Annotated in this window: 27 protein-coding genes and 2 pseudogenes; 10 read left to right on the forward strand and 19 right to left on the reverse strand. The window is 71.9% G+C overall.

Annotation, left to right across the window (positions count from 1 at the left end; all coding sequences use genetic code 11):
• Window positions 1–12: 12 nt before the first annotated feature.
• The 5 genes and pseudogenes from AOQ37_RS40430 to AOQ37_RS14865 all read right to left on the reverse strand — a co-directional run bounded on the left by AOQ37_RS40430 (window position 13) and on the right by AOQ37_RS14865 (window position 2,050).
• Entirely contained in the window at window positions 13–159 is a 147-nt protein-coding gene (locus AOQ37_RS40430) for a hypothetical protein (RefSeq protein ID WP_159401342.1), read from the reverse strand.
• Window positions 160–185: 26 nt separating this feature from the next.
• Window positions 186–722: pseudogene (locus tag AOQ37_RS14850) on the reverse strand (carboxylesterase family protein); the annotation flags it as partial.
• An 18-nt stretch (window positions 723–740) separates the two neighbouring features.
• Window positions 741–986, reverse strand: coding sequence for a hypothetical protein (locus tag AOQ37_RS14855; RefSeq protein ID WP_062644960.1), 246 nt, complete (start codon window positions 984–986; stop codon window positions 741–743).
• 9 nt (window positions 987–995) lie between these two features.
• Window positions 996–1,235 (reverse strand): DUF397 domain-containing protein, encoded by a 240-nt coding sequence (locus AOQ37_RS14860; RefSeq protein ID WP_306305214.1) that lies wholly within the window; start codon window positions 1,233–1,235, stop codon window positions 996–998.
• Complete coding sequence (locus AOQ37_RS14865) at window positions 1,232–2,050, reverse strand: helix-turn-helix domain-containing protein (RefSeq protein ID WP_062644961.1); 819 nt, start codon at window positions 2,048–2,050, stop codon at window positions 1,232–1,234. Before AOQ37_RS14865 ends, AOQ37_RS14860 begins: the two co-directional genes overlap by 4 nt.
• A gap of 232 nt (window positions 2,051–2,282) precedes the next feature.
• Here AOQ37_RS14865 and AOQ37_RS14870 point away from each other — a divergent pair, with 232 nt between their 5' ends.
• A complete protein-coding gene (locus tag AOQ37_RS14870; RefSeq protein WP_062644962.1) occupies window positions 2,283–2,705 on the forward strand; it encodes an ATP-binding protein in 423 nt (140 codons plus the stop codon).
• 208 nt (window positions 2,706–2,913) lie between these two features.
• Window positions 2,914–3,618 carry a DUF6445 family protein gene (locus AOQ37_RS14875; protein WP_199825011.1) on the forward strand — a complete coding sequence of 235 codons (705 nt, stop codon included), beginning with the start codon at window positions 2,914–2,916 and terminating at the stop codon, window positions 3,616–3,618.
• Between the two features lie 97 nt (window positions 3,619–3,715).
• Here AOQ37_RS14875 and AOQ37_RS41275 read toward each other — a convergent pair whose 3' ends face one another.
• Together AOQ37_RS41275 and AOQ37_RS41280 are read right to left on the reverse strand one after the other, a co-directional pair.
• Window positions 3,716–3,901, reverse strand: a complete 186-nt coding sequence (locus AOQ37_RS41275; protein WP_062644963.1) for a hypothetical protein — start codon at window positions 3,899–3,901, stop codon at window positions 3,716–3,718.
• A 34-nt stretch (window positions 3,902–3,935) separates the two neighbouring features.
• A complete protein-coding gene (locus AOQ37_RS41280; RefSeq protein WP_234436903.1) occupies window positions 3,936–4,289 on the reverse strand; it encodes a threonine/serine exporter family protein in 354 nt (117 codons plus the stop codon).
• Between the two features lie 147 nt (window positions 4,290–4,436).
• Between AOQ37_RS41280 and gadC the strand changes: the two genes are divergently transcribed.
• Genes gadC through AOQ37_RS14900 form a run of 3 tightly spaced genes read left to right on the forward strand, consistent with a single transcriptional unit; the run spans window position 4,437 to window position 7,731 of the window.
• Entirely contained in the window at window positions 4,437–5,906 is a 1,470-nt protein-coding gene (gadC, locus tag AOQ37_RS14890) for a glutamate/gamma-aminobutyrate antiporter GadC (RefSeq protein ID WP_062644965.1), read from the forward strand.
• Entirely contained in the window at window positions 5,903–6,340 is a 438-nt protein-coding gene (locus AOQ37_RS14895) for a hypothetical protein (RefSeq protein ID WP_062644966.1), read from the forward strand. The genes gadC and AOQ37_RS14895 overlap by 4 nt, the downstream gene beginning before the upstream one ends.
• 5 nt (window positions 6,341–6,345) lie before the next feature.
• Complete coding sequence (locus AOQ37_RS14900; RefSeq protein WP_062645139.1) at window positions 6,346–7,731, forward strand: dipeptidase; 1,386 nt, start codon at window positions 6,346–6,348, stop codon at window positions 7,729–7,731.
• On the opposite strand, the gene AOQ37_RS14905 is transcribed toward AOQ37_RS14900, so the two are convergent.
• Together AOQ37_RS14905 and AOQ37_RS14910 are read right to left on the reverse strand one after the other, a co-directional pair.
• Window positions 7,728–8,648 (reverse strand): hypothetical protein, encoded by a 921-nt coding sequence (locus AOQ37_RS14905; RefSeq protein ID WP_062644967.1) that lies wholly within the window; start codon window positions 8,646–8,648, stop codon window positions 7,728–7,730. The two genes, AOQ37_RS14900 and AOQ37_RS14905, sit on opposite strands and share 4 nt — an antisense overlap.
• A 110-nt stretch (window positions 8,649–8,758) precedes the next feature.
• Window positions 8,759–9,283, reverse strand: a complete 525-nt coding sequence (locus AOQ37_RS14910; protein WP_062644968.1) for an FxLYD domain-containing protein — start codon at window positions 9,281–9,283, stop codon at window positions 8,759–8,761.
• 158 nt (window positions 9,284–9,441) lie between these two features.
• Here AOQ37_RS14910 and AOQ37_RS14915 point away from each other — a divergent pair, with 158 nt between their 5' ends.
• Window positions 9,442–9,930 carry a DUF7144 family membrane protein gene (locus tag AOQ37_RS14915; RefSeq protein ID WP_062644969.1) on the forward strand — a complete coding sequence of 163 codons (489 nt, stop codon included), beginning with the start codon at window positions 9,442–9,444 and terminating at the stop codon, window positions 9,928–9,930.
• 19 nt (window positions 9,931–9,949) lie between these two features.
• Here the strand turns inward: AOQ37_RS14915 and AOQ37_RS14920 are convergent, their stop codons facing one another.
• The 3 genes and pseudogenes from AOQ37_RS14920 to AOQ37_RS41285 form a co-directional block, all read right to left on the reverse strand.
• Window positions 9,950–10,753, reverse strand: coding sequence for a M23 family metallopeptidase (locus tag AOQ37_RS14920; protein ID WP_062644970.1), 804 nt, complete (start codon window positions 10,751–10,753; stop codon window positions 9,950–9,952).
• Between the two features lie 62 nt (window positions 10,754–10,815).
• Window positions 10,816–11,766, reverse strand: coding sequence for a glycoside hydrolase family 26 protein (locus AOQ37_RS14925; protein ID WP_374701502.1), 951 nt, complete (start codon window positions 11,764–11,766; stop codon window positions 10,816–10,818).
• 73 nt (window positions 11,767–11,839) lie between these two features.
• A pseudogene (locus tag AOQ37_RS41285) lies at window positions 11,840–12,138 on the reverse strand (hypothetical protein).
• A gap of 341 nt (window positions 12,139–12,479) precedes the next feature.
• On the opposite strand from AOQ37_RS41285, the gene AOQ37_RS14930 reads away from it, so the two are divergent.
• From AOQ37_RS14930 to AOQ37_RS14940, 3 genes are all read left to right on the forward strand, one after another.
• Window positions 12,480–14,645, forward strand: a complete 2,166-nt coding sequence (locus tag AOQ37_RS14930; RefSeq protein WP_199825019.1) for a TerD family protein — start codon at window positions 12,480–12,482, stop codon at window positions 14,643–14,645.
• A 196-nt stretch (window positions 14,646–14,841) separates the two neighbouring features.
• Window positions 14,842–16,581 carry a lysyl oxidase family protein gene (locus AOQ37_RS14935; protein WP_234436904.1) on the forward strand — a complete coding sequence of 580 codons (1,740 nt, stop codon included), beginning with the start codon at window positions 14,842–14,844 and terminating at the stop codon, window positions 16,579–16,581.
• A gap of 256 nt (window positions 16,582–16,837) precedes the next feature.
• Window positions 16,838–18,280, forward strand: coding sequence for an LCP family protein (locus tag AOQ37_RS14940; protein ID WP_445407220.1), 1,443 nt, complete (start codon window positions 16,838–16,840; stop codon window positions 18,278–18,280).
• Between the two features lie 339 nt (window positions 18,281–18,619).
• On the opposite strand, the gene AOQ37_RS14945 is transcribed toward AOQ37_RS14940, so the two are convergent.
• From AOQ37_RS14945 to AOQ37_RS14970, 6 genes are read right to left on the reverse strand one after another with little or no spacing between them, the layout of a single operon-like run.
• Window positions 18,620–20,302: an NADase-type glycan-binding domain-containing protein gene (locus AOQ37_RS14945; protein WP_062644973.1), complete on the reverse strand. Its 1,683-nt coding sequence runs from the start codon at window positions 20,300–20,302 to the stop codon at window positions 18,620–18,622.
• Window positions 20,299–20,856, reverse strand: a complete 558-nt coding sequence (locus tag AOQ37_RS14950; RefSeq protein WP_062644974.1) for a phage tail protein — start codon at window positions 20,854–20,856, stop codon at window positions 20,299–20,301. The genes AOQ37_RS14945 and AOQ37_RS14950 overlap by 4 nt, the downstream gene beginning before the upstream one ends.
• A gap of 31 nt (window positions 20,857–20,887) precedes the next feature.
• The gene (locus tag AOQ37_RS14955; protein WP_062644975.1) at window positions 20,888–22,846 is read right to left on the reverse strand and encodes a putative baseplate assembly protein; all 1,959 of its coding nucleotides are present in this window, start codon (window positions 22,844–22,846) and stop codon (window positions 20,888–20,890) included.
• Window positions 22,846–23,289 carry a gp25 family contractile injection system sheath assembly initiator gene (locus AOQ37_RS14960; RefSeq protein WP_020132881.1) on the reverse strand — a complete coding sequence of 148 codons (444 nt, stop codon included), beginning with the start codon at window positions 23,287–23,289 and terminating at the stop codon, window positions 22,846–22,848. The genes AOQ37_RS14955 and AOQ37_RS14960 overlap by 1 nt, the downstream gene beginning before the upstream one ends.
• 49 nt (window positions 23,290–23,338) lie before the next feature.
• Window positions 23,339–25,240 (reverse strand): VgrG-related protein, encoded by a 1,902-nt coding sequence (locus AOQ37_RS14965; RefSeq protein ID WP_062644976.1) that lies wholly within the window; start codon window positions 25,238–25,240, stop codon window positions 23,339–23,341.
• The gene (locus AOQ37_RS14970; RefSeq protein ID WP_020132883.1) at window positions 25,240–25,965 is read right to left on the reverse strand and encodes a CIS tube protein; all 726 of its coding nucleotides are present in this window, start codon (window positions 25,963–25,965) and stop codon (window positions 25,240–25,242) included. The genes AOQ37_RS14965 and AOQ37_RS14970 overlap by 1 nt, the downstream gene beginning before the upstream one ends.
• Here AOQ37_RS14970 and AOQ37_RS41810 point away from each other — a divergent pair.
• On the forward strand, window positions 25,964–26,086 hold the full coding sequence (locus AOQ37_RS41810; protein WP_267888010.1) for a hypothetical protein: 123 nt from the start codon (window positions 25,964–25,966) through the stop codon (window positions 26,084–26,086). The genes AOQ37_RS14970 and AOQ37_RS41810 overlap by 2 nt on opposite strands.
• Here the strand turns inward: AOQ37_RS41810 and AOQ37_RS14975 are convergent.
• Window positions 26,076–26,501 carry a phage tail protein gene (locus AOQ37_RS14975; RefSeq protein ID WP_020132884.1) on the reverse strand — a complete coding sequence of 142 codons (426 nt, stop codon included), beginning with the start codon at window positions 26,499–26,501 and terminating at the stop codon, window positions 26,076–26,078. The two genes, AOQ37_RS41810 and AOQ37_RS14975, sit on opposite strands and share 11 nt — an antisense overlap.
• Between the last annotated feature and the right edge of the window lie 19 nt (window positions 26,502–26,520).

The raw sequence follows: 26,520 nt of genomic DNA on the forward strand, positions 1-26,520 counted from the left end.
GGACGAGGGCCGTCAGGTGACCGCGAATCCGATGCTCACGGCGTTGGCGATCAGATAAACGGCCGTGGTCGACACGACGACAAACGTGTTCGTCCGCCGCACCGCGGCCCGTTTCCCGGTATCGGCCCACTGATAGAGGATGTAGGTCGTGCGGCCCACACCGATCAGCGTGTAGAGCAGGGTGGCCGGACCCAGCGCAGTGCGGCCACCTGGTCGAGCAGTCCACGGTTGTCGGGAAAGCCCGGCACATGGCCGAACCCCTCGAAGCCGACGCGGTAGTTGCAGCTGACCACGACCACTCCGGCCCGGGCGAGCGCGGTGCCGTCGAAGTCGGGCTGGGCGGAGGAGCCGAAGGTGTAGGCGCCGCCGTGGATCCAGAAGAGCACCGGCAGCGGGCCGCCGTCCGGCGAGGGCGGCGCCCACACGTTGACGGTGAGCACGTCCTCGTCACCCGGCCGCCACACCGGTGCGCCGGGCAGCTCGGCGGACTGCGGCGCGACGGGTCCGAACGCCGTGCCGTCCCGCGGCGCGCTCCAGCCGGGGGCGGGCCGCGGCGCGCGGAAGCGGTTCGCGCCGAAGGGTGGGGCGGCGTAGGGAACGCCGAGTACGGCGGTGACCCCGTCGGCCGACCGCCGGCCGCGGACCGGGCCGCCGACGGTCCGGAACTCGGCCCCCGCCCGGGCCCGATCCCCCGCACCCGCACCCGCACCCGTGCCCGTCACCGTGCCCCCGCCCGTTCCCTAGATGCCCTCGATGCGCTTCATGCCTTCCAGGGCCTTCGCCTGGCGACGGGTCTGGAGGGCACGCCTGATCGTGTGGATGCGGACGGCGGTGAACACGGCGACGGCGGTGCCGAGGGCGGCTCCGATCCACTCCCGGTCCCGGATGGCCGCGTAGAACAGGAGGACGCTGAAGGGCACGCCGACGACGACGAGCAGGGGTTCGCGCACCCAGAACGGGAGGGCGCGCACGATGAGACCGATCATCCGGTCACTTCAGCAGGCGCGGCCTGCGCGGGCTGTGATGGAGGCCACAATTCCGGGAGTTCCTGCGCGTATGGCGTGCAGAAACCGAGCGACGGGGGCCGGGGCGGTGGCGAGCACGGCGCCGGGGTCGTCGGACTCACGGAGGTGGAGCGTGGCGGCGGCGGAGCCAAGCTCCACGCAGTCGTTGCCGTCGCCGCCGTCGGAGTAGCTCGACTTCTGCCAGTTCGCGGGAGTCACAGCGAGCCTCACAGCTCCTTTACCAGCCTGTGGATGAAGTCACGCGAGCGATGGGGGTCGAGTGACGCGGCTTCCACTTTATGGAACCGTGCGCGGTACTCGGCAAGCTGAGCCTCGGAATCGACCAGGGCCGCACCGTGAGGAGCGTCGCGGACCACCGTGTCCAGTCTGGGGACCGGGCCGCTCAGGTAGTGCATGGTGCTGCCACCCCTGGAGAAGCCGTCGAGGTCGAGAGGGATGACGCGGACGCTGATGTGATCCGCTTCGGAGAGGTCCAAGATGCGTGTGAGCTGGACTCGTGACGCGGCGCGGTCGCTGACCCTGATGCGCAAGGCCGCCTCGTGGATCACCGCTTCGAAACCGATGGGTGCCACACGTTCGATGACCACGCGGCGCGCCTTGCGGTGCTGAACGCGCAACTCGATGTCATCAGAGCTGAGTTCAGGGATCCTGTTGGAGAACACGGCACGGGCGTACTCCTCCGTCTGCAAGAGGCCCGGCACGAACAGAACGGCCACATTGGCCTGGGATCGAGAGTGGTGCTCCAACTCCGACAGGTCCAGGAATGACGCCGGCAACAGCCCCCGGTATTCCTCCCACCAGCCGCGCGTTCGGTCGATGGCCATCGCCACCAGGGCGTCGATGAACGCGTCGTCCGTGCAGGAGTAGTGGGACGCGAGACGGCGAAGCCGCGTCTCGCTCACGCCCGCGAGTCCGGACTCGATGTGGGTGATCTGGGCGGGACTCACGCCGAGCAGCGCTGCCGCCTGGCGGGCGTTGAGGTCTGCCGCCTCCCGGAGTCTGCGCAGTTCGGTCGCCACGCGCATCTGACGTGCCGTTGGTTCGCGCCTCAAGGCTCGGCCGCTCCTCTGTTCAACGCGCCGTGACGCGCGACTCGTTCGGCGTCAGATTACGCGATCGGCTTGCCCCGTCTCTAGATTTAGATTTACCTTCGGTGACGTACCGCACACGCTGCGGAAGTGCACCGCTCCGTCCTGCCATGACGGCTGCGGCAACGCCACCGCGCGCAAATCCCCTCACCTCACTCGGAGTTGACGCATGTCCGAAACCGCCCCCGACTCCTGGGAGTACTCCCTCTTCGTCCCCGGCGACCCCCGCGCCGTGACCGTCTGCCGCCGTACCCTGCGCCTGATCCTCACCCTGCACGGGTTGATCCACCTGGTGGACACCGCGGAGCTGCTCGCCTCGGAGCTGGTCTCCAACGCCGTCCTGCACACGAAGGGGCCCGCCTGTCTGCGGCTGCGTTTTCGGGACGGCGTCCTCCAGATCGGTGCCTGGGACGCGGACCCCGAGCCGCCCGAGCCGCCGGGACGGCTGGCGGACCTGGCGGATCCGGCGGACGCCGAGAACGGCCGGGGCATGGCGTTGGTGCGGGCCTGCTCGGACCTCTGGCACTGGCAGCCGCTGTCCCGGATGGGCCACCGGGGCAAGCTCGTGTGGTGCGAACTGAACGCGGCGTAGCTCGTTGACCAGGCGCAGCGGATCTGGTCCGAGCGCGCCGTCCGCGCCACCACCGACGACGACCTGTTCGACGATCCGATCGGGTGAGCCCGTCGCTTCGTCGGTTGGGGAGCCGTTGACCCGTTCGACGAAATGTTGACCACTTCGCGGCGGAGTGCGGACGAACGGAGGGGCGAGTCATGAGGGACGCCCGACCTAGATTCGCCGCATGTCCATGCCACAGCGGCCCCACCAGCCCGCACGGGCTGCCGCCACGCTCCCCGTGCTCCCGTACCGCAAGCCCACCAAGGGCCGCGACTACTGGGTCGTCGACGACGTCTTCCCCGAGGCCGGCATCACCGCGATCCGGGATCGCTGCCTCGCCAAGGACGACTGGGTCAAGGGATATCCGTACACCTCCGAGAGCTGGCCGGGACTGCGCACCATGCCCGGTCTGGAACCCGGTGAACTCGGCCGCGTGGAGCGGCTGGTGAGGAAGGCGACGGGGGCCGGGAAGCTGTGGGTGCAGCGGGCGCCCGGCGGCGGGACCCTCAACCACAACTGCATCCAGGTGGTGGGGGAGGGCGAGAGCGCCCCGCGTCCGCATTCCGACTCCCGCGCGCTCTGCCGGTACGCGGCCGTCCTGTACCTCAACCCCTCCGTCCCCAAGGACTGCGGAACCAGCTTCTACCGGCAGTCCCTGCCCGGCGGGCGGCTCGGCGGGAACGTCGTCCAGGCCCCGCACAACAACCTCGTCGAGGCGCTCGGCACCCGGTTCGTGGCGCCGGACGCCTTCGAGGAGGACGTACGCATCCCCCACAAGCACAACCGGCTGCTCCTCTACAACGCCAACCTCGTGCACAGCGCGACCGGTTACTCCGGAACGACGCTGGAGGAGAAGCGGATGACGGCCGTCTTCTTCTGGATGGCCTGACGCCGTCGGACGGACACTGCCGGTCGGACGCCGACGGACGGAACAACCGCCGGTCGGACGCCGACGGACGGAACAACCGCCGGTCGGACGCCGACGGTCAGACCGCGTCGTCGCGTCGGCCGGCCAGCGCAGCGCCGGTCACCAGGCCGACCGCGATCGCGGTCACGATCGTGACCAGTTTCAGCGGGTCCGTGAAGCCCGCGATGACGTGCCCGCCCGCGAGCGTGGTCAGCCCGCGCATGCCCAGCGAGCCGACGGTGAGCGTGAAGAAGCCCGGCAGCATCAGGATCAGCCCCGGCGGACGGTCCGGACGGCGGCTACGGCGGCGGCGCCTCCTCGATGCGGCGCACCCGCGCGTGCGCCTCCCGCACGTCCAGTTCCCCGCGCGCCACCGCCGCGAGCAGCGGCTTCAGCGCGGCGTCCCGGTCCAGCCGGAACACCTCGGGAAAGCCCCGCACGGTGACCGTGCGGCTCCCCCCGTCCGCCGCGACCACGGTCACCACGGCCGCCTCCGGCACGAGCAGCACGGTCGCCTCGGCCCCGTAGGCCCGCGCGGTCCGCGCGACCGTCCCGCCGATCAGGTGGGCGCCCTCCCCCGAGGACCGCAGCGGCAGAGCGGTGAGCCGGGCGAGGAACGCGGCGAGGTCGTCGACGAGGGCCGGGGGCTGCACGTCACCCAGCGTGCGTCCGCGCCGGTCCGTACGCACTCCGGGTCGCCGTACGGCAGGCCCCGTCACCTGAACGGCCTACCCGCCCTGCGTCCCGCCCCCGCCCCCCACAGGCTGGCGGGAGACCGGACCGCACCGCAGGGAGGGCGCATGGCCTCGATGGACGTACCCGCCGACCGGCAACCGCCGGCCGCGGCGGAGAAGACCCGTGCGGCTGTGGTCGACGCGCCACGGCTGACCTGGCTCACCCTGGCCCTGATGACGACGGCCTCCGTCGCCAGTCTGCGTGCCGCCCCCACGATGGCCGTCTACGGCCTGGCCTGCGTGTTCCTCTACCTCGTACCGGCGATCGTGTTCCTGCTGCCGACCGCGCTGGTGTCGGCGGAACTCGCCTCGGGCTGGAACGGCGGTGTGTACCGCTGGGTGAGCGAGGGTCTGTCCAAGCCGCTCGGGTTCCTCGCCGTGTGGTGCCAGTTCGCGATGACGATCTTCTACTACCCGAGCCTGCTGGCCTTCGTGGCGAGCACCCTCGCGTACATCATCGATCCGTCCCTCGCCTCCAGTGGTCTCTACACGGCGATCGTGATCATGGTCCTGTACTGGACGGGCGTGTGGGTCTCCTCGCGCGGGACCAAGGCCCTCGCCGGGCTGTCCAGTTGGGGCCTGGTCATCGGCACCCTGGTGCCCGGCACGATCCTCGTCGTCCTCGGCATGGTCTTCCTCGCCCAGGGCAACCCCTCGGCCGCGCCCATGACGGCAAGTCACCTGCTGCCGCAGTGGACCGGCCTGGCCAGCCTGGTGCTGATCGTCAACAACTTCCTCTCGTACTCGGGCATGGAGATGAACGCCGTCCACGTCTCCTCGCTGAAGAATCCGGCGAAGGAATACCCGAAGTCGATGTTCCTGGCCATGGCCCTCGTGCTGCTGATCTTCATCCTGCCCGCGCTGGCCATCAGCTGGGTCGTCCCGGCCGACCAGACCAGCCTGACCGCCGGGGTGATGCAGGCCTTCGACTCGTTCTTCGCGTACTTCCACATCGGCTGGATGACGCCGATCGCGGCGGTCATGCTGATCTCCGCGTCGCTGGCCGGGATGCTGACCTGGCTCGCCGGTCCGTCCAAGGGCCTGTTGGAGATCTCCCGCAGCGAGGGCTATCTGCCGCCGTTCCTCCAGCGGCTGAACCGGTTCGGCGTCCAGCAGAACATCCTGGTGACGCAGGGCGTCGTGACCACGGTGATCGCGCTCGGATACGCGTTCATCCCTAACGTCTCCAGCGTGTACTGGATCTTCTCGACGATCACCACGCAGGTGTATCTCATCGTCTACCTGCTGATGTTCGTCGCGGCGATGCGCCTGCGGAAGAACCAGCCCGACCACCCGCGCGGCTACCGCGTCCCCGCCCTCAACGTGCTGTGCACCGTCGGGCTGCTGGCCTCCGCCGCGGCCATGGTCATCGGCTTCGTGCCGCCCTCGCAGTTCGGCGGCGGCAGCGTGTGGTCCTACGTCCTCATCATCGGCTGCGGCCTGGGCATCCTCGGCCTGCTGATCCCCTGGGCCTTCCTGAGGTTCCGCAAGCCGGACTGGCAGACGGAGGCCGCGCGAGAGGAGGCAGGGGCATGAGTCCCACCCGGTTCGCGTCCGAGCACAAGTGGATCTACCTCGGCGCGATCGTCGTGCTGCTCGCGTTCGTCGTGATCGGCCTCGTCAACTACGAGACCGTCAAGAAGACCAACGAGGCCACGGACAAGGCGAACCAGCTCGCCGACGCGGCCGTCGACGCGGGCTACCCGCGCCCCGACACCGACACCGTCGTCCGCGCCCTGGGCACCGACGGCGGCATCGTCTGCGAGAACCCCGGCGGCGCCCTGAAATCGGCGCTGTGGAAGATCAACGTCTCCAACGGCGCCGCGTTCGTCGGCCAGCGGCCGGTCGTCGGCGACACCAGGGCGCTGCGGGCCGAGGCGAAGATCATCGAGATCTACTGCCCGCAGAAGCTCGACGACTTCCGGGACCGGCTGGACGACCTGGACACCGACGACACGGTGAGGCGGTGACGACGATGACCTCTTCCGCATCCGAAGCGACCGGACTGGGCGCGCGCATCGCCGCGTTGATGCCCCGGGCGAAGGCCGACCTCGCCGAGCTCGTCGCCATCCCGTCCGTCGCCGACCCCCGCCAGTACCCGCCCGAGGAGTGCACGCGGGCCGCGCAGTGGGTCGCCGACGCCTTCACCCGGGCGGGCCTGCGCGACGTCCACCTCGCCGAGACCCCGGACGGCAGCCACGCCGTCCTCGGTCACCGCCCGCCCCCGCCCGGCGCGCCCACCGTCCTGCTGTACTGCCACTACGACGTGCAGCCCCCGCTCGACGACACCGCCTGGAACAGTCCGCCGTTCACCCTCACCGAGCGGGCGGACGGCCGCTGGTACGGGCGCGGCACCGCCGACTGCAAGGGCAACATCGTCATGCACCTCACCGCGCTGCGCGCGCTCGGCGAGGACGTTCCGGTGGGGCTGAAGTTCGTCGCGGAGGGCTCCGAGGAGCAGGGCACCGGCGGGCTGGAGGCGTACGTCGGTCAGCACCCGGAGCAGTTCCTCGCCGACGCCCTGCTGGTGTGCGACACCGGCAACGCGGAGGTCGGCACCGGTACCGCGACCATCACCCTGCGCGGTCTCGCCAACCTCGTCGTCACCGTCCGCACCCTCGAGGGCGAGGTGCACTCCGGCATGTTCGGCGGCCCGGCCCCCGACGCGCTCGCGGCACTGATCCAGATGCTCTCCACCCTGCGCGACCCGGTCACCGGCTCGACCCGCGTCAACGGGCTGGTCTGCGACGGGACATGGGAAGGCGTCGGCTACCCGGAGGACCGGTTCCGCGCCGACGCCGGTGTCCTGGACGGCGTCCCGCTCACCGGCACCGGCACGGTCGCCGACCGGCTGTGGGCGAGGCCCGCCGTCACCGTCCTCGGCATCGACTGCCCGCCGGTCGTCGGCTCCGCGGCCGCCGTCCCGGCCACCGCCCGCGCCCGGGTGAGCCTGCGCGTCCCGCCGGGCACGGACGCGGACTTCGCCCGCGAGGCGCTCACCCGGCATCTCACCGAGGCCACTCCGTGGGGCGCCCAGGTCACCGTGGAGCCGGAGGGCACCGGATCGCCCTTCCGCGCCGCCACCGACGGACCCGCGTACACCGCCCTCGGCACGGCCGTGCGGGAGGTCTACGGCAAACCCCTCGCCCATCTCGGCCAGGGCGGATCCATCCCCCTGTGCAACGTCCTCGCCTCCGCCTTCCCGCGCGCCGAGATCATTCTCATGGGCGTGGAGGAACCCCGCTGCCTCATCCACGCCCCCGACGAGAGCGTCGACCCGACCGAGATCGAGCACATGGCCCATGTGGAGGCGCTGTTCCTGCGGGAGTTCGCCGGCACGAGGGGCGCGCGGAGCCGCTAACCCGGCCGCCGGGGGCGGTGCCCGTGCCGGTGGCGGTGCCGGTTCCACAGCCACACCGCTCCCGTGCCCACCGAGGCCGCGGTCAGCACGACTCCCAGGACCGGCCACCGGCTGCCCGCGATCCGCAGGTCGGCGACGAGCACGCCGACGGCCAGCGTCACCGGCACCAGCAGGGACAGCAGGGCGCGACCCGCGCCGGCCAGTGCGGCCGGATCGAGGCGGCGGCGCCGGGAACGGGGCGGGGGCGCGTCGTCGTCCGCCCCGGCCTGCGGGAAGTAGAAGCGGACGGCCCGGTCGTTGAGCCGGGTGGTGGCGCGGTCGTAGGAGTTCGCCATGTAGGGCAGCCAGACGAGCGGAGCTGCCAGGCCGACGAGGATCACGGCGGCGAGCAGCAGCCAGCGCCCGGCCCGCGCCGCGCGGCGGGGAGGGCCGCCGGGTCCGACCGGCGTGAGCAGGCCGAGCAGCCGGGCCATGCGCAGGGTGAGCCTCCACAGGGCGGCCGGGCGGCGCAGCGGGCCGGTGGACCTGCCGGAGGGGCGGTGGGGCCCGGTGGGCCCGCCGGAGGGGTGGCGCGGGCCGGTCGGCTTTTCGGACGGGTGGTGCTGGTCGGAGGGGCGGTGCGGGTCGGCGGTGTGGGCCGCCAGGCCGGTGCGGGCCGCGGGGACGTCGTCGTACACCCCTTGCAGGACCAGGAGTTCGGCCGCGCGGTCGCGCTCCGTCGGGTTCCGGCCGGTCAGCGCGGCCAGTTCCAGGATCGTGCGGGTCTGGCGGAGCAGGGCGGCGCAGAACGCGACCGGGATGAGCACGAGGAACGGGCCGCCCACGAACGCGCCCTCGGCGACCGTGGCGCGGCGGCCCCGGGCGAGCAACTGGGCGCGGGTGGGCGGCGGTTCGGCCGAGGTCGTGCGGTGCGCCACCGGACCCAGGTGGCGTACCGCGAACAGGGCCAGATGCTCGGGGAGGCGGCCTGGGTCGGTGACGGTCTCCCGCAGCAGCCGGCCCGCGACGGACGTCTCCGCGGTCGGCGTCAGTACCGCACCGCCCGGGCCACCTCCGCCTTCACCTGGCCGGACAGCGTGCGGTTGCTGCGCGCCGTCGCCTTGCCGGTCTTGCCCGCCGCCACGTCGGAGACGGTGGTGACGACCGTGTCGAGCCGGTTGCCGGCGGAGTCGGTGAAGTCGATCTGGACGGAGAAGGACTTCGACCCGTCGGTGGTGTTGGAGACGGTCACGTCCACCGTGGACCGGTCGTCCTTGTCGGTGCCCGGGGTGCCGAGCTTCACGTCGGACTTCACGTCGACGCCGTCCTTGATCTCGTCCAGCTCACGGCGCGCCGACGCCGACGCGAACGCCGAGGACGCCTCGGAGGCGAAGCCGGAGGCGAGGGAGGACGCGGCCGCGGTGGCTTCCCTGCCCAGCGACTCGGCCGCCGAGGCGGCCTTGCTGGCCGCGGACGACACCGACGAGGGGGTGTCGTCGTCCGAACAGCCGGTGAGCACGGTGGCGCAGCAGATCGCCGCCGCCGTCAGCAGCACGCCCTTGGTGCGTGGCATCTTGTCTCCTCCTGAGGGGTCCACGGGCCTTCCTCCAGTGAAGGGGCGGCCCCGCCCGTCCGCATGCCGGGTCACCCGTACGGCGCACCCCCGTGGTGGCGGCCCTCGTCCGGACGGAGGGTCGGTGCAGAACACCGACCGAGAGACGGGACAGCGCCATGAGCGACCAGCCGCACTCCCAGCCGTCGCAGGGGTCCCCGGTGTGGGACCCGTCCCACCAGGGCACCGGTACGCAGGGTCTGGCCTCGCCGCCGCCGGCGGGGGGTGGACTGGTCGCCGGTGGCGTCGTCTTCGGCGGAGTGCTGATGTTCGTGAGCGGCTTCCTCGCCGTGTTCCAGGGCATCGCCGCGATCGCCCAGGACGACGTCTACTCCGCGATCGGCAGCTACGTCTACGAGATGAACCTCACCGGCTGGGGGTGGGTCCTGCTGATCGTGGGTGTCGTGGCCGTGCTGACCGGCTGGGGGCTGCTCAGCGGGGGCGAGTGGGCCGGATGGGCCCGGATCAGCGGTCTGGCACTGGCCTCCCTGAGCCTGATCCTCCAGTTCCTGTTCCTGCCGTACGCGCCGTTCTGGGCGATCATCCAGATCGCCATCGACGTCTTCGTGATCTGGGCGCTGGCCGCCTACCGTCCCCCGCAGGCGTAGTCCCTCCCGGCCCGCGCGCTCAGGGCGTCAGGGCCGCTCCGGTGACCTGTACGTCCTTGCGGCGCAGCCAGGGCAGGGGCGGCACCGCGGAGCCGACGTACGGGGTGATCCGCACCTCGAAGTGCAGATGCGGGCCGGTGACGTTGCCGGTCGCGCCGGACAGGCCGATGCGCTGGCCGGCCGTCACCCGCCCGCCCTTGCGCACGTCCATGCGCGACAGGTGGGCGTACTGCGTGAAGTAGCCGTCCCGGTGGCGGATCACGACCTGGTTGCCGAAGCCGTCGCCGCAGGTGGTGGCGCGGACGGTGCCGGAGCCGACGGCGTACACCGGGGTGCCGGAGTCCACGGCGAAGTCCTGGCCGGTGTGCCGGTGGGCCCAGCGGGAGCCCTTGGCGGCGTAGCCCGCGGAGAGCCAGTAGCGGCGGGTCGGGGCCGTCCAGGCCTGGGCGCGTCGCTCCGGCGGGCGGCTCCGGTCGCCGAACGGGCAGCGGCCGTCCCGTCCGGACGGGTCGACGGCGACCGGATCGCCGGAGTTCCGCCCGGTGGACCACAGCAGGTCCCAGAGCTCCGCGCGGACGGCCTTGCGGCGGCGTTCGGCGTCCTTGACCTCGGTGGGCGAGGCGTCGGACTCGCGCAGCCGGTCGACCTGCTCGCGAGCCCGCTCGTGCGCGCGGACGGCACGGGCGGCCTCCTTGCGGAACCCGTCGCCCCCCGCCCCGGCGGGCACGGCGGCGAGCACGAGCAGCAGGAGGGCCGGCAGGAGTGCCAGCGGGGCGGCCTGTGTTCGCGTTCGCGGGAGACGCGCATGGTGTTCTCGTCCCATTGTGTGATCATCGGACCGATGGGGCGTTCGAGGGCGGCACCCGGCCCGCGTGGCGACCCGGTTCAGCCGAACGGCCCCCCGACCAGCGAGCGGTACACGGCCGACGACCGTGGATTGCCGGAACACCGCCACACGCCGTGCGGGCAGTAGTCGCTGATGGTCTGGTACAGCGGCCGGTGCTCGGCGAACCAGGTGAGCATGCCCCGCACGTACTCCGGGTTGTCGCCGTTGCGGTACAGCCCCCACTCGGGATACGAGACCGGCTTGCCGTGCGCCCGAGCGAACCGCACGTGCGCGGCGAGGCCGTACGGCTCGTCGGCCTGCTCCTCGAAGGACATCCCGCGGGGCTGGTCATAGGCGTCCATGCCGATGACGTCGACGTACCGGTCGCCGGGATAGCAGGCGGTCCAGGGAACCGCGTCCGGTCCCCGACTGGGCGTGAACTCGAACCGGAACCGCTGCCCGCCGTCCACGGAGCGCATGGCGCCGACGATCCGCGCCCAGTACCGCTTCCAGGCCGCCGGGTCGGGCCCGCACCGGTGGGTGTAGGTGATGCCGTTCATCTCCCACCCCACCACCAGCACGGCATCGGGCACCCCGAGCGCGACGAGCCGCCGGGCCAGCACCCGGAAGTGCTCGTCGTAGTCCCCGCGCGCCCCTCTGCGCAGCTCCTCCCGCACGACCCGGTCGGACACGTGGTCCTCGGTGCCCTCGAGCATCGGCACGTTGAGCACGAACATCCGGTCGGCGCGCTCCCGCCGCCATCGCGCCCAGTACTCCAGATACCCGGGCGCCCCCTCGATGTTGCTCCACCGGTCCCCCGGCAGATACGCGTGCCCGACCCGGGGCGTGGCCGCCCCGAGCCACCCGTCGAGCGCCGCGATCCGCCGCACACCGGCGTCGTCGTACCCGACGTACGCCCCGAAGGCCCCGGGCGGCGCGCCGACCCCCCGCCCGACGGGAACGGAGGCGGGCCCCGCGAGCAGCGCGCACGCGACGAGCAGCCCGGTCAACGCAACCCGGAGCAGGCGAAGACGACGAGGAGGACGAGCGGAACGAGGGAAGCGACGGAGACGGAACACCGGCTCATGATGGCCGCGAACGCGACCGGGTACGGGGCTCCCGCACCAGGAACACGTCTACGGAGACCTCGTGTTCGAACGTGAAGCCGTTCCGTTCGTAGAGCCGGCGGGCCGGACTGCCCCGCAGGACGTCCCCCCGCAGCCGCAGCGCCGAACGGTCGGCCGCTCCCGCAGCCGCTGCCGTACCCGGTGCTCGTCGTAGCGCCCGAGCCGCTCCGGATCGGCCCGCATCGCCACCGCCCGCACCTCCGCGACGGCCTCGACGTCATCCGCCCTGGCCGGCCGGGTCCCCCAGTCCACCATGGCCCAGACGCTACGACCGAAACCGACGACCCGACCGGGCCCCTGGACGACTTCTGCGACAGGACCCCGACCGGCCAGTGCCGCTTGCGCGGATGAACGCGGGCGGCGCCACATGGACGCTCCGCGACTTCCGGCGCCACCCGGGGCCCGCTACAACCGCTGACGCACCCCTCGCCCGGCCGCTCTGTCCCGCCCCCGACCGGCGCCGATCTTCCCGGTCGTCGCCGGGCGGATTTCCGGCGGATCGCCCCGGGATTCACCTCCTGGCACTAGAGTCTCACCGTGCGTCACATGTGGCGCGTGTCACATCAGTGCGGTCGCTAGGGGGGCTAGTGCACGAGATGGTCAAGGGCGCCAACGTGGGTTTGGCGGCTCTCAGCGAGAACACGGACGCGGTGGTCGTGAGCCTGGGGTGGGCCAGTCCGACCGGAGAGGGCGACGCGGACGTCTCCGTGCTTCTGCTCGACACGAAGGGGAAGGTGCGCAGCGACGCCGACTTCTACTTCTACAACCACCCGGTCGCCCCGGACGGCAGTGTGCAGCTCCTGGGCAAGGTGCCTTCGGGCGAGGGCAGCGAGGACCGGATCGGCTTCGACCTGACGGCGATCCCGGCCGAGGTGGACCGAATCGTGGTCGCCGCCAGCCGGTACGAGGGTGCACACTTCGGTGAACTGGACGAGCTCCGGGTGACGTTGGCCGACGGGGCCGGGGAGGACCTGCTGCGGTTCGCCATCGAGGACGCCGGATCGGTGAGCGCGTTCATCTTCGGCGAGCTGTACCGGCGCGGGGACGAGTGGAAGTTCCGGGCGGTCGGGCAGGGATATGAGACCGGTCTGGCCGGCCTCGCGATGGACTTCGGCGTGGACATCGACGACGACGCCGATGAGGCGGATGCCGACCCTGCCGACGCGTTGTCCGCCATCGGCCACGAGTCCGGCCCTGAATCCGAGTCCGAGGCCGCGTCCGATGCCGCCTCAGTCGCCGCCCCGGAGTCCGGCGCTGAAGTTCCGGGCACCGCTTCCGGCACCGGCGCCCCGGGCGGGACCGCCGGCTCCGCACCGGCCGGTTCCGCCGCCGAGTCCGGCCGGTCCGCGCCCGACCCGCTGCCGGCCGTCCCCGCCCCGCGCAGGGCCGCCGACGACACTGAGCCTGACCGGACCACCGCACGACCCCGCACCGCCAAGAAGAAGATCACCCTGCCGAAGACGCCGAAGAAGTCCCTTGCGGAGAACGAGTCATGGCGGGGCGCCCGGCTCTTCCCGGTCTCCGCGCTGAAGAGCGACCGGGACCGGGAGACCCGCGCGACCTCGGTACTGCTGTCGGTGATGGCACAGGTCCCTGAGTTCGGGCGGCGGCTCACGGCCGCCTTCGGCGCACCGGCGGGCCGCATGGAGACCTTCACCGAGGTGTCCCTGCCGCACGGCGACACCCCGCGGCGCCCGGACGGCGTCATCCGTGTCGAACGCGCCGGCAAGCTGTGGACCGCGCTGCTCGAGACCAAGACCAACGGCAACCCGCTGCGGCCCGAGCAGGTGCAGGCCTACATGGACATCGCCGCGCGGCGGGGCTACGAGGCCGTGATCACCCTCTCCAACGACGTGGCGCTCGAGGGCAGTCCGCTCGTCGACGTCAAGATCGACGGTCGGCGCAAGCACAAGGTCGCCCTCCGTCATCTGTCCTGGGCCGAGGTGGCCCACCAGGCCCAACTCCTCATCCGGCACGAGGGTGTCGACAACAGCGCGCACGCCTGGCTGCTCCAGGAACTCCTGCATTACCTCCAGCACGACAACTCCGGCTGCCACGGCTTCCAGAACATGGGCTCGGCCTGGGTCCCCGTGCGCAAGGGCATCGACGACGAGACGCTGTGCCCCGGCGACGCGCGGGCTCTCGAGGTCGTGGAGAGCTGGGAGAGGCTCATCCGGCAGGTCTGTCTGGGGCTCGGCGGCGAACTCGGACAGAAGGTGCTGCCGGTCCAGCGCGCCCGGCGGGGTACCGACCCCGGCGCCCGCCGGGCACGGATGGCCGATGAACTCTGCGCAGAGGGGAAAGTGGGAGCGGAGTTGCGGATCGAGGGGATGCCCGGGGTGCTGGCGGTCGGCGCCGACCTGCGCACCGGCAGGCTCCGTACGTCCGTGGAGATCCCCGTGCCCGACCAGGGCTATCCGCTGAGCTGGATCAAGCGGCTCCTGCGACGCCTGGCGGAGGCGCCGGCCGACCTGCACGTGGAAACACTGGTCGAGGACGGATCCGCCGGGCCACGCGGCACCCTGGAGCGTCTCCGTCCGGAACCGGCGGATCTGTTGCCGAAGAACGGGGCGCGGATCACCGGATTCCGGCTCACCCTCGTCAAGGGCATGGGCAGCGGTCGCGGCAACGCCGAGTCCGGGTTCATCCGTAGCGTCGACGACGCCGTACAGCGCTTCCACTCCACCGTCGTCGTCCATCTGGAACAGTCGGCGCCGCGCCGGTCCGCGGTCGCGGCGGTGTCGGGTCGGCCGGGCGGGTGATGTCCTCGGGGGGACAGCGATCTCTGCTGGTTCCTCACCGATTCCTCGCAACAGGCAACCCGGGTAGGGCATTCGGGGCTCTCACAGGGTGCTCACAGTTCCGGTCGGGGCGCGGGGGATGCGTCGTCTGTGCCGGGCGGGGTGTGGGCTGTCCAGTCCGATGCCACTGACCATGGCACTCGCAGACGAGGAACCGATGACCAGATCGCAACACCGCAAGGGCCTCAAGCGCGCGGCGTTCGCCGCGGGGGCCGCGCTCACCGTCGTGGCCGCCGTCGCCGGGTCCGCTCCCGGCGCCGGGGCCGCGCCCGCGAGCCCGGCCGGGACGCCGAAGCTCAAGCTCGTCGCCGCGTCCAAGGCCGTGACCGCCGACCGGTACGAGGGGAACTCCGGGGTCTACCTCGACCTCGGCACGTACGTCACCGTCGACAACGCTCCGCTGGAGCTGAAGGTGACGCGCAAGTCGTACAAGGACCCGGTCGTCGCCCAGCAGATCCTGCGCAACGGGACGAAGGTGACGACGAAGGCGCTGCCCGCCGGGCTCGTCAAGGACTTCGGCGGCCTCCCGGACTTCCTGGAGGTCTCCATCAAGAACGCGGCCGGGGTGGAGGTCCAGAAGACCAAGAGCACCTTCTGCCCGAACAACGCCTCCGGCCGGCTGCGTCCGGACGCCCCGGCCACCTCGCACTATCCGGAGAGCTGCTCCACCAACCCCTTCACCCTCGGCTCGGTCTGGGGTGTCGAGAAGGGGTGGGCGGCCAACACCTCCGCCTTCGACTACGACCGGCCGCTCGACCTGGCCGCGGGTGAGTACACCGTCAAGGTGGCGGTGGCGAAGAAGTACCGCGACCTGTTCGGCATTCCCGACGACCGGCCGACCATCGCGCTGACCGTCCGGGAGATCAGCGACGGCGGGGAAGGCGGAGAGGGCGGCGGGGTCGGTCTCACCGCCCGGAGCGGCCACAGCGCCCACAGCGGGCACGGCGGGCACGGTGCCGCCGGCAGTGGCCACGGCGCGTCGCACGGCATGGCCGGCATGGCCGGCACGGCGGGTGGGCATCACCACGGGCCCCGTGGCGCCGACGCCCCCACGCCCTCCGCGCTCTCGCACGCCCTGGAGGCCCGCGGTCTCGCCCACCACCTGGGCGACGGCGCCGGGCACACCGACGGCTCCCGGATCGCGCCCGCGCTGAAGGCCGCCGCCCAGCGGCCCACCGGGCGGGCCGGAGTACCGGCCGGTGTGCCCAAGCCGGACCTGCGTTCGCTGCCCGCCTGGGACATCGCGGTCACCGACGGCGAGGACGGCGACGTGGCCGGCAAGGACTATCTCGCCTTCAGCGCCAACGTCTGGAACGCCGGCCCCGCGCCGCTCGTCGTGGACGGCTTCCGCAAGCCGGGCGCCGACCTGATGGACTCGTACCAGTACTTCTACGACGCCAAGGGCAAGCAGGTCGGCTACGCGCCGGCCGGAACCATGGAGTGGGACCCGCGCATCGGTCACGAGCACTGGCACTTCACCGACTTCGCCAGCTACCGGCTGCTCGCCGCCGACCAGAAGGAGATCGTCAAGAGCGGCAAGGAGGCGTTCTGCCTGGCCAACACCGACGCCATCGACTACACGGTGAAGAACGCCAACTGGCACCCGAACAACACCGATCTGTCGACCGCCTGCGGTCAGCAGAACTCGATCTCCGTGCGCGAGGTCCTCGACGTCGGGTCCGGCGACACGTACACCCAGTACCGTCCCGGTCAGTCCTTCGACATCACCGGCCTGCCGAACGGCACCTACTACATCCAGGTCGTCGCCAACCCGGCGAACCGCCTCCAGGAGACCGACACCAAGAACAACGTCTCCCTGCGCAAGGTCGTCCTGGGCGGCACCGACGGCGCCCGCACGGTCTCGGTCCCGCCGGTCGGTCTGATCAACGCGCCGTAGCCGACGGTCCGCACCACCGGGCCGTCCGGTCGTCCGGGCGGTCCGTCCGTCCGGACGTCCGGACGGTTCCGTCGCCCCCGCGGTGATCGACCGCGGGGGCAACCCTCGGGTGGCTCCGTGAGTCTCCTGAGTCATCTGTGCTTTTAAGACGTATTCCTGCACGCGTGTAGGGTTCCGACGGTTCGGCGGTGACCAACGCCGACGATCCGAGCACGGTGTACGGGGTGAAACAGCCGAGGCGGAGGAGCGAGCGCCGGTGAGCGGGACGAGGAGGCGTGGGCGTACTCCGGTGGAGGCGGCCGGCCACGGCAGCAAGGCCAGGACGGGCGGACCCGCCGGCAGGACGGGCGGACCCGGCAGGACGCGGCTCACCCGGCGGGGCCGGATCCTCGCCTGGGGCGCGGGCGTGACATCCGTCGTCGTCCTCGGGGTGGGCGGGGTCGGGGCCTGGGTCTACAACGACCTGAACAACAACATCAACTCCGCCGACGTGGACGACAAGCTGGGCGAGAACCGGCCCGACAACCTCAGTCCCGGCTCGAAGAACATCATGATCGTCGGATCCGACAGCCGTGACGGCGCCAACGCCAAGTACGGCAGGGACCTGACCACCATGCAGTCCGACACGCTGATGGTGCTGCACATCCCCGCGAACCGTGAATGGGCGTCGGTCGTCTCCTTCCCGCGCGACTCGTGGGTGGAGATACCCAGCTGCGAGAAGGGCGACGGCAGTTCGTCCTCCCCGCACCACTTCAAGATCAACGAGGCGTTCGCGCTCGGCGGCAGCAACGGCAAGGTCGCCGAGGCCGCCGCGTGCAGCATCAAGACCGTCGAGTCCAACACGGGGCTGCGCATCGACCACTTCATGTCGGTCGACTTCTCCGGCTTCAAGGGCATGGTCGACGCGCTGGAGGGCATCGAGGTCTGCCCGAAGCAGGCCATCCACGACGAGAAGGCCCACCTGGACCTGGAGGCGGGCTGCCAGACCGTCAAGGGCGAGAAGGCACTCGGGTACGTCCGCACCCGCTACAGCGTCGGCGACGGCTCCGACATCGGACGCATCGGGCGCCAGCAGGAGTTCATGGACGCGTTGGCCAAGAAGGCCAAGTCCAAGCTCACGAGCCCCGACGCGATGTACGGCTTCCTCCAGTCGATCACCAAGTCCCTCACCACCGACCCCGACATGGCCGGCATCCAGCCGCTGTACGGGCTGGCCGACGAACTCAAGGGGATACCGAGCGACCGTCTGAGCTTCCTCACCGTGCCCAACTACGGACGGGAGGCCGACCAGCCCACCGACAAGGCCAACATCGTCTGGCAGTACCCGCAGGCCGCCGACCTGTTCACCTCCCTGGCCAAGGACAAGGAGGTCACCAAGCCGCAGTTGGAGGCGGCGAAGAAGAACGTGGTGTACGCCTCCAGCGTGCGGGTCCAGGTCCTCAACGGCACCGGGGTCTCCGGCCGCGCCGCCGCCGTCGCGGAACGGCTGAGGGACGCCGGGTACACCGTCACCGGCACGGGCAACACCACCGGGACGGTGGCCAGGACGACCGTCACCTATCCGGCGGGCCTAGACAGCCAGGCCGCCGTCCTCGCCTCCCGGCTGCCGGGCCGGACCGCCACCGCCGACGCCTCGGCCACCCCGGGTGTCGTCACTCTGGTCGTCGGGCCCGAGTTGAAGGTCGGCGACGTCGCCTGACGATCCGTCCGGGTCCTGACGATGTACATGGTCAAGAGCGCCCCGGAGATGGGGTAAGCTTGATCTTGAGCCGGTCACCGGAACGAAAAACGGTGAACGACCTCATGCGTTGGTGGTCCAAGGAAAGACGCCCCGCTTCCTGCGGGGAAATGCAGGTGCAAGGCCTGCCCGGCGCTCCATACAGAACGAGTCCCATCCCGTGTCAGGCGGGGTGGGACTCGTTCGTTTCCGTCTTCGCGGACGAATCCCGAAGGGGAGGGACGAGGGCCCCGGGTGGTCGGGGGAAATCCCTCCCGACCACCCGGGGCCCTGAAGCCGTCGGGCCGAACCTTCAGACCGTCACGTCGAGTTGGCGCTCGACCGGCCGAAGAACTCGATCTCGGCTATCGACACCTGCTTGCTCCCGGACGCCATGTAGGACGACTCGATCGTGAACCGGACCTTGGTGACCTCGCCGACGCGGAACGCGCGCCGCTGGCCCCCCGCGCTCTGGTCCAGGACGAGCTCCTTGGTCGTCGTCTTGCCGTCCTTCAGGGTGATCGTCGCCTTGATGCGGTGAGGAAGGGCCGACTGGCTGAGCTGGTCGGGGCGGACCGACGTGCCCGAGGTGATGATCAGGTCGAGCAGACGGGTGGGCTGGTCGAAGCGGGCCTCGATCCACTCGCCCTCGCCCGACTGGGAGACCCCGGGACCCCACCAGGTGTTGTTGATCTTGTCGAAGGCCAGCTCCGGCTTGTGCCCCGGGTAGGAGCGCGAGGCCGCGAACGAGTCCGGGGCGACCGGCGCGCGCTTGGCGAAGTGGTCGCGGGCGGCCTGGATCCAGGTCGGTGTGTTCACCCCCACGAAGATGAGCAGGCTGAGGACGACGGCCGCCACCACCCAGCTGAGGATGCGGTCGAACGTCCGGCGCAGGCGCGGGCGGTCGCCGGCCCACGGGGTCGCGCCGTTGCGGTTGAACAGGCGCCGCCACCACGGGAGGCGCATCGACGAGCGGTCCTCCAGCGTCATGGGCATCGCGCAGCGGACGCAGAAGTGCCGGTCCGGGTTGTTCGGGGTGGCGCACCAGGGGCACGCGACGCCGTTCAGCTCGCCCTGGACCGGACCGGGCGCGCGCACCTGCGGCCGGTCCGCGACCGGCCTGCCCGGCAGGACCGGGGCCACGGACGGGGGCGCGGCGGGGCGCGGTTCCGCGTCGGCGACGGGGACCAGCAGGGAGCGTGCCCGGGCCGCCATCGTGTCGCCGAGCGCGGGCGCGGCGGGCGCCGGTACGGGTGTGGTGGGCGCGGTCCGGTCGGGAGCGGGCGCGGGGGCCGGGGCGTGCGCGGGGGCCGGTGCCGTGCCCGACGGGGCGGCGGTGCCGTCCTCCGGCGGGATGACCGGCAGGGGAGTTTCCGTGGTGTCCTCGTCGTCCGGGTCGTAGTCGTCGTCATGGGCGGCCGGGGCGGCCGCCGGGGGTGTCGCGGGTGCGGGAGTGGTGTGCGGAGCGGCCGGTGCCGGTGCCGGTGGGGACGCGTTCGTCGCCGCCGTCGTACCGGCGACGGCTGCGGGCGCGGGCGGGGGCGTGGCAGCGGGAGGGGGAACGGGAGCGGGGGCGGCGGGGGCGGCAGCCGGACGGGAGGGCGCGGCGGCCTCCGGTCCCGCGGTGCCCGCCGGCTCCCGTGTGCCCTCCGTCGAGCGGTGCCCGGTCCCGGAGCCGCTGCCCACGGTGCCGGCGCCGGCCGCCGCCCCCGACCCGTACACCGGGGCCGGGCCGGAGCCGTCGACCGTCGTGGACGCGCCGCCAGGAGCGGCGGCGGCAGCCCCTGCCCCGGGGGCCGGGCCCGCGCCCGTCGCCGTACCGGATTCCGGTCCCGAGGCGGCGGCCGACCCCGAGCCCGACCCCGAGACCGAGCCCGGCCCGGTGCCCGCGCCGGTGCGGGCCGGAGGGCGGTCCGTCCAGCTCAGTACGGCGCCGCAGGCGTCGCAGAACGACTGGCCGGGCTCGGCCCGCGTGCCGCACTCGGCGCAGTTCTGGGTGGTCATCTCTCCGGGGTCCTTTCGGCGGCGGTCACCTTGACCGTGTACGGCATGTGGGCGGGGCGGGCGGCGGCCACGAGGGTGTCCAGGCGGTGCTCGTCCGCCGGGCCGGGGTCGGGCAGCCGGATCGTGACGTGGAGGTGCGGCCGGGGTTCGCCGGGGACCGGGCCGAGCGGCCGGGCGCTCCAGTCGGCGCCGCCGCTCTCGGAGATCTCCGGCTCCACGCCGAAGGCCAGCCGGACCGTCTCCGACAGGCCGCGCCGGGTGCCGCGCACCCGGTGCAGGTAGGCGGCCGCCGCGACCGCCGCCCGCAGCCTCGGTTCCGGCTCCGTGCCGTCGGTCTCCGCGCCGACCCAGCCCGCCAGCCAGCGGGTGAAGTCGACCGGGGCGAGGGCCGGGTCGAAGTAGGCGGGCAGACAGTCGAGGACGTTGAGGATGGGGGCCATCACCTCGTCCAGGCCCCCCACGAAGCGCTGGGCCAGGTCGTCGTCGGCGAAGACGGCCGGCAGCATCGTGCCGATCGGGACGGAGGAGCCGAGTCCGTCGACCGAGCCTCTCAACGTGCCGTTCCCTTCCGTGCGTTCGCGCCGGTCATGCGCCGTCCCCGATCACGCGCACCCGGTGGTCGTAGGAGAACACCAGGGCCGGGGCGGCCAGGTCGATGCGGTCGGTGGCCTCGCCGCGCTTGCCCGTCAGCGGATCGGCGGGGTGCAGCATCACCTGGTCGACCAGCTCCACGCCCGGGACGCGTTGGAGGACGGCGAAGACCTCGCCCGACTGCACCGGGCGCCCGAAGGGCCACCCCTTGCCGTCCGCGCCGCCGATCAGCGGGTCGAGGTGGCGGTACAGGGCGTCGTGGGCCTGCCGGCGGACACGGTCCGTGTCGACGCCGCGGAAGGCGTGCACCGTCGCCACCACCGTCACACCCTGGTAGTACGGCGGGCCCACGGCCAGCCGGGTGCCGATCAGGCGGCGTTCGTCGAGATGGCGGGTGATGCGGTCCAGCAGGGAGTCGCCGGGCACCAGTTGCTCGAAGCGCAGCCGTCCGCCGGGGTCCGGCACCGCCTGCGGGACGACCAGTACCCGTACCGCGTAGGAGCCGTGTTCGTCGGGCTGCCCCTCCAGACAGGTGATGCGGGCGGTCTCGGGGGCCGCGCGGCGGGCGAGCTCCTCGTAGTCCCGCAGGGTCACGGCCCGTTCCTGGGCGCGCAGGGTGATCGGCGCGCGGAGTTTCGCCTCCTCCACGGTCTCGCCGTCGACCCCGCCGCGCGCCGCCTCCCGGTTGACGACCTCCGAGACGTACGGGACGGAGGTGCGGAGCACCTGGACCGCTCCCCGGGCCACGTTGCCCGCGCGGCCGCCGCCGGTGCGGTAGCGGCGGGCGCGGATGACCGAACCCTTGGGGGCGACGGCCCCGTACTGGCGGAGCTTGCCGTCGGGCTCGCGGACGGACGGGCCGAAGGCGATCTCGCCGGTGGCCGCGTCGAGGGTGACATGGCGGTCGTCGGGGCCGGACGCGGCGAAGTGCGGGACGACCTGCCAGTCGGACCAGCCCTCGTGCTCGGCGGTCTGGAGCAGCAGCGGCGGGTCGTCGCCGACGACGGGGGAGTGCGCGAGGCCGACGTGCTGGCCGGGCAGACCGGTGGACTCGCCGAGGGCCTCGTCGTAGACGGTCTCGGCGTGCACGGCGGGCGCGGTGCCGCCGACGGTGAAGACCTCGGCGGAGCGCACGGTCGGCGAGGTGGTGTAGAAGGGCTGGCCGGGCAGGGGCTCGGTGACGCGACAGCGCAGCCAGCCGGCCTCCTGGCCGCCGGACCGGGACAGGACGTGCCCGCCGGTGATGTGCAGCACCACCTCGCCGGGGCGGTTGAGGCCGCCGGTGCCGTCGCGGTCGATCTCGCACTCCTGCCAGCCGTCCTCCGTCCACGCCTCCCACACCAGCGGGGGCTGGCGCGGGTCGACGCCGACGCCGTCGACGCGGCTGTCCAGTTCCAGGACCACCGCGCAGTGCGGCACGGCGGCGCTCAGGCCGAACAGCATGCAGTCGCCGGGCTGCGGGGCCTCGGCGAAGCAGAGCAGGTCCTTGCCCTCGGTGAGGTCGCTGGTCCGGTCGGTGACCGGCTCGCCCCGGTGCTGCACGACCAGATGGTTCAACCGGCTGGGTACGACGGTGAGTTCGCGTTCCGTCGCGAAGACGACCGCTTCCTCGCTCTCCGTGCGGACCGTCGCCACCTCGGTGCCCACCGGCAGCAGGACCGGCTCGTCCTGCGGCGCGGACAGCCAGAAGGTGACCTCCGTGCGGGCGGCGGACGGTGGGAAGAGACGGATGCCGACCAGGTCCAGGAAGGCCAGGTGGTTCTTGTCCGGGACGCGGTTGAGGCGGTAGACGATCTGGTCGGCCATGTGGGCGACCGTCTCGACGAGGGTCACGCCCGGGTCGGAGACGTTGTGGTCGGTCCACTCCGGTGCGCGCTGCTGGATGTAGCGCTTGGCGTCGTCGACGAACTGCTGGAAGCGGCGGTCGTCCAGGTTCGGGGAGGGCAGGGCCATCAGCGGTCGCTTTCGGAAGCCGTACCGGACGGACCGGGAAGACCCGGCTCGTCGTGGGACGGAATGACGTAGAAGGGGAAGACGAGACTGCGCGGATTGTTCGTGCCGCGGATCGCGTACTGGACGTCGATGAAGAGCACGCCCTGTTCGGCGCCGGCGGTGACCTCGACGTCGGTGACCTCGATGCGCGGCTCCCAGCGGTCCAGGCTGGTGTACACCTCGTGCTGGATCCGCCCGGCCGTCGCCTCGTTGACCGGGGCGAACACCAGGTCGTGGATGGCGCAGCCGTACTCGGGGCGCATGGGGCGTTCGCCCGGCGCGGTGGCGAGGATCAGCCGGATGGCCTCCTCGATCTCGCGCTCCCCGCTGACCAGGGCGATGCCCCCGGTGGGGCCGATGCGGAGCGGGAACGCCCAGCCCGAACCGACGAATTGCTCGGCCATCAGAGGGCCACCTGCCTTCTCCTCGTTCTCACGGCGTGCCGTCCGTCCGTCACGGCAGCGGGTACGGCTTGGCGTTGACCATGACCATGCCCTGGAGCATGAGCGTGGCGGCCCGGATGCCCACGTTGGCGGTGGAGTTGATCTGCACGGTGGCGCCCGCGCTGAACGTGGCGGCGCCGCCCGACTTGAGGTTGAGCAGGCCCGCGGCGTCCACCGACACCATGCCCGTCATCGACCTGATGTTGATCAGGTTGCCCCTCAGGGTGATGGAGCCGCCGCTGCGGATCGCGATGTTGCGACCCGCGGTGAGGGTGAGGTCGGTGCCCGCCTTGACGGTCACCGAGCGGCTGCCCGTGATGCTGACGGTGCCCTTGCTGTCCACGGTGATCTCGGTCTGCGCCCGGTCCAGGTTGATGACGAGTTTGTCGTCGCCGCTGGTCAGCCGCACGCCCTGCTTGCCGCCGGTCCGCTGGCTGAGCAGGTCCACCCGGTTGCCCTCGCGGTCGGACAGGGTGTGCCTGGAGGCCCGCTGCCGGGCGCCGTCGTGCAGGGGCACGTCCTTGACGGGGGTCGGCTTGTCCTTGCCGTTGTACAGGCCGCCGATGACGTAGGGGTGGTCCAGGGCGCCCCGGTCGAAGCCGACCAGCACCTCGTCGCCGACGTCCAGGGGGAAGATCGAGCCGCCGCGCTTGCCGCCCCACTGCACCACGCGCGTCCAGTCGCTGACGTAGGCGTCGTCGAGCCAGGGGAACTGGAGCTTGACGCGCCCCTGCTTGAGCGGGTCGCCGGCATCGGTGACCAGGGCGTTGGCGGTGCCGGGGAGGTGCAGGCCGTTGGACGCGTTCCCGCCGCCGGAGGCCAGGCCGTACAGGGACCGCCACTGCCGTCCGCTCACCGTCACCCAGGCCTCGTAGTGCTTGCCGTCGCCGAAGACGTGCCGTACGGAGGTGGCGGTGTACTTGCCCTCGAAGGGCGCGCCGACGTCGGCGAGGGTCACGGGCAGCCCGGGGCGGAGCTTCGGGGTGCCGCGCGCGATGACCTCCAGCTCGGCGAAGGAACCGGTGACGTCGTCGGCGAGGGCCTCGGCGGCGAACTTCACCTCCGACTGCCGGTCGTACGGCGTCTGCGCGTCGACCAGCTTGGCCGGCTTGAACTTGGCGGCGGCCTCACCGGGGGTCGTGCCGATGCTGATGCCGGGGTTGGTCCTGGCGGGCGCGGTCGCGGTGAGCTTCTTCTTCGTCGTCACGTCCCAGCCGCGCGCCTCGACGGTCGCGACCTGCTCGGCGGCCGTGACGGCGGCCCGCAGACGGAGGATGTCGGTGCCGGCCTCCATGACGAACGGGCTCTTGTCGCCGGGGGTGGAGGTGGCCGGGGCGCCGGACGCCGGGTCGGGCTTGACGAACTGGAACTTGCCCTTGGCGTCCACCGACATGACCATCTCGTTCTCGTCGGCCAGCCGGGCCAGGAAGTCCCAGTCGGTGACGTTGGCCTGGCTGATGAACTCGTAGACGGTCTTGGTGGACTGGATCTTCCCGACCGGGACGCCGTCCTGGGCGGCCAGCTTGCGGGCGATGTCGGAGGCGCTCTGGTTGCGGTAGGCGGCGACCCGGCGCTGGCGCATCAGCCGGTGGCCGAAGTCGTAGCCGCGGATGACGGTGAAGGAGCCGGTGCCGTCGTAGTCGGCCTCCAGACCGCAGACCTCGCCGGTGAGCAGCGGGTCGCCCGCGCCCTTGCCGTCGGCGATCGGGGCGAGGACGACGGGGGTGCCGAACTTGACGCCCAGCTTGCCGAGGACCAGACGGCCGGGGTCGCGGAAGGTGAGCCGGAACGCGGCCGGCACCCCGAGACCCTGGTCGACCCAGCCGTCGACGAGGAGCGGCGCGATGTCGACGGGGAGGGGAGCGCCACCGAGGGTGACCTGGATGACGCTCGAGAACGCGGACTGGACCACTAGTGGCGCACCTCCTCGGCGGCCGGCAGGACCAGCTCGATGCCGGTCGGCAGCCGGGACGGGTCGTCGATGCCGTTGACCTCGGCGATGGACCGCCACGCGGAGGCGTCGCCGTACTCGCGCCAGGCCAGCGACTGGAGGGAGTCACCGGCCACGACCCGGTGCACCCGTTGCGCGGTGAGGGCGCCGGAGGTCGGGTTCTGGCCCTTCGTCTTGCTGGGGATCTCGTTCAGGCGCACCTGGCAGGTGGCCCGGATCGGGACACCGGTCGTGCCGAAGAGGGAGTACGTGACGTCGATGCTGCTGACGTAGGCGGTGAAGCGGGCCGTGGAGAACGAGCCCCACTGGAACACCACCCACGGCGGCGAGGGCTGCTTGGCGGCGATGCTCTTGGTGGTGACCTCGCAGCACTCCAGCAGCGACTCGACCTTCTTCAACACGGTGTTGCTGCCGGGCTGGTCCGAGGTGTCGAGGAAGATCTCGACGGTCATCTCGCGGGGCTCCGGGCCCATGAACTCCGGTACGGAGCCGTCCCGGACGGCCGCCGTGGGGGTGACCTTCCACTGGGCCCGGCGGCCGAGCTGGAGCTGGGCCGGGTTGAAGTCGAACCCGAAGGATTTGATCAGCCCGCCGGGCGTCGTGCTCGTGCCCACCGGCGGTTCGTGGATCGCGAGGGTGGCACGGACCAGGCTCTTGCCGGCGCCGCCTTTGCTTCCCTTGGCCATGGCTTGTACTCCCTGCCTCGTCCTGGTCCTCGTCCTGGTCCTGCGGTCCCTGGTCCTCGGGTCCCTGGTCCTGCGGTCCCTGGTCCTGCTCCGGTTTCTCGTCCCGCTCCTCAGTCCGTGAAGCCGTGGTGGGTGATCTCCAGGACCTCCGTGGCCACTCCCGGGCTGTCCGGGCTGAGCGACGGTCCCTGCCAGCTGACCGGCAGCACGTCGATGAGCCCCCACCGGGCGACCTCGGAACCGTCCGCGCGCAGCGCCGCGATCTGCGCGGTCGGCCGGGTCACGCCCGTGGTCACCGACGAGATCCACTTGGCGACCTTGGTGGTGTCCGGGGTGAGTGGACGGGTCAGCCGGATCGTGGAGAACGTGACCCGGGAGGGCAGTTGCCAGACGAAGCCGTTGTTGCCGCCCTCCTGGCGGTGCTCGATCTCCACCTGCGACGAGAGCCCCTCACACCCGTTGAAGAAACCGAGGCTCTCGCCGTCGATGGTCAGGGTGAAGAAGATGGTGGAGCCCGGGTCGAGATCGGAGGGCATCGGGAGCCTGGCCTTTCTG

It is taken from the genome of Streptomyces maremycinicus, from assembly GCF_001184025.1.
GTDB classification, from domain to species: Bacteria; Actinomycetota; Actinomycetes; order Streptomycetales; family Streptomycetaceae; genus Streptomyces; species Streptomyces maremycinicus.

Coding starts and splice junctions, on each gene's coding strand:
- AOQ37_RS14855 (WP_062644960.1), bottom strand. CDS start 986: ATGATCGGTCTCATCGTGCGCGCCCTCCCGTTCTGGGTGCGCGAACCC.
- AOQ37_RS14865 (WP_062644961.1), bottom strand. CDS start 2,050: ATGCGCGTGGCGACCGAACTGCGCAGACTCCGGGAGGCGGCAGACCTC.
- AOQ37_RS14870 (WP_062644962.1), top strand. CDS start 2,283: ATGTCCGAAACCGCCCCCGACTCCTGGGAGTACTCCCTCTTCGTCCCC.
- AOQ37_RS14875 (WP_199825011.1), top strand. CDS start 2,914: ATGTCCATGCCACAGCGGCCCCACCAGCCCGCACGGGCTGCCGCCACG.
- AOQ37_RS41275 (WP_062644963.1), bottom strand. CDS start 3,901: ATGCTGCCGGGCTTCTTCACGCTCACCGTCGGCTCGCTGGGCATGCGC.
- gadC (WP_062644965.1), top strand. CDS start 4,437: ATGGCCTCGATGGACGTACCCGCCGACCGGCAACCGCCGGCCGCGGCG.
- AOQ37_RS14895 (WP_062644966.1), top strand. CDS start 5,903: ATGAGTCCCACCCGGTTCGCGTCCGAGCACAAGTGGATCTACCTCGGC.
- AOQ37_RS14900 (WP_062645139.1), top strand. CDS start 6,346: ATGACCTCTTCCGCATCCGAAGCGACCGGACTGGGCGCGCGCATCGCC.
- AOQ37_RS14910 (WP_062644968.1), bottom strand. CDS start 9,283: ATGCCACGCACCAAGGGCGTGCTGCTGACGGCGGCGGCGATCTGCTGC.
- AOQ37_RS14915 (WP_062644969.1), top strand. CDS start 9,442: ATGAGCGACCAGCCGCACTCCCAGCCGTCGCAGGGGTCCCCGGTGTGG.
- AOQ37_RS14920 (WP_062644970.1), bottom strand. CDS start 10,753: ATGGGACGAGAACACCATGCGCGTCTCCCGCGAACGCGAACACAGGCC.
- AOQ37_RS14930 (WP_199825019.1), top strand. CDS start 12,480: ATGGTCAAGGGCGCCAACGTGGGTTTGGCGGCTCTCAGCGAGAACACG.
- AOQ37_RS14935 (WP_234436904.1), top strand. CDS start 14,842: ATGACCAGATCGCAACACCGCAAGGGCCTCAAGCGCGCGGCGTTCGCC.
- AOQ37_RS14945 (WP_062644973.1), bottom strand. CDS start 20,302: ATGACCACCCAGAACTGCGCCGAGTGCGGCACGCGGGCCGAGCCCGGC.
- AOQ37_RS14955 (WP_062644975.1), bottom strand. CDS start 22,846: ATGGCCCTGCCCTCCCCGAACCTGGACGACCGCCGCTTCCAGCAGTTC.
- AOQ37_RS14960 (WP_020132881.1), bottom strand. CDS start 23,289: ATGGCCGAGCAATTCGTCGGTTCGGGCTGGGCGTTCCCGCTCCGCATC.
- AOQ37_RS41810 (WP_267888010.1), top strand. CDS start 25,964: ATGGCTTGTACTCCCTGCCTCGTCCTGGTCCTCGTCCTGGTCCTGCGG.
- AOQ37_RS14970 (WP_020132883.1), bottom strand. CDS start 25,965: ATGGCCAAGGGAAGCAAAGGCGGCGCCGGCAAGAGCCTGGTCCGTGCC.
- AOQ37_RS14975 (WP_020132884.1), bottom strand. CDS start 26,501: ATGCCCTCCGATCTCGACCCGGGCTCCACCATCTTCTTCACCCTGACC.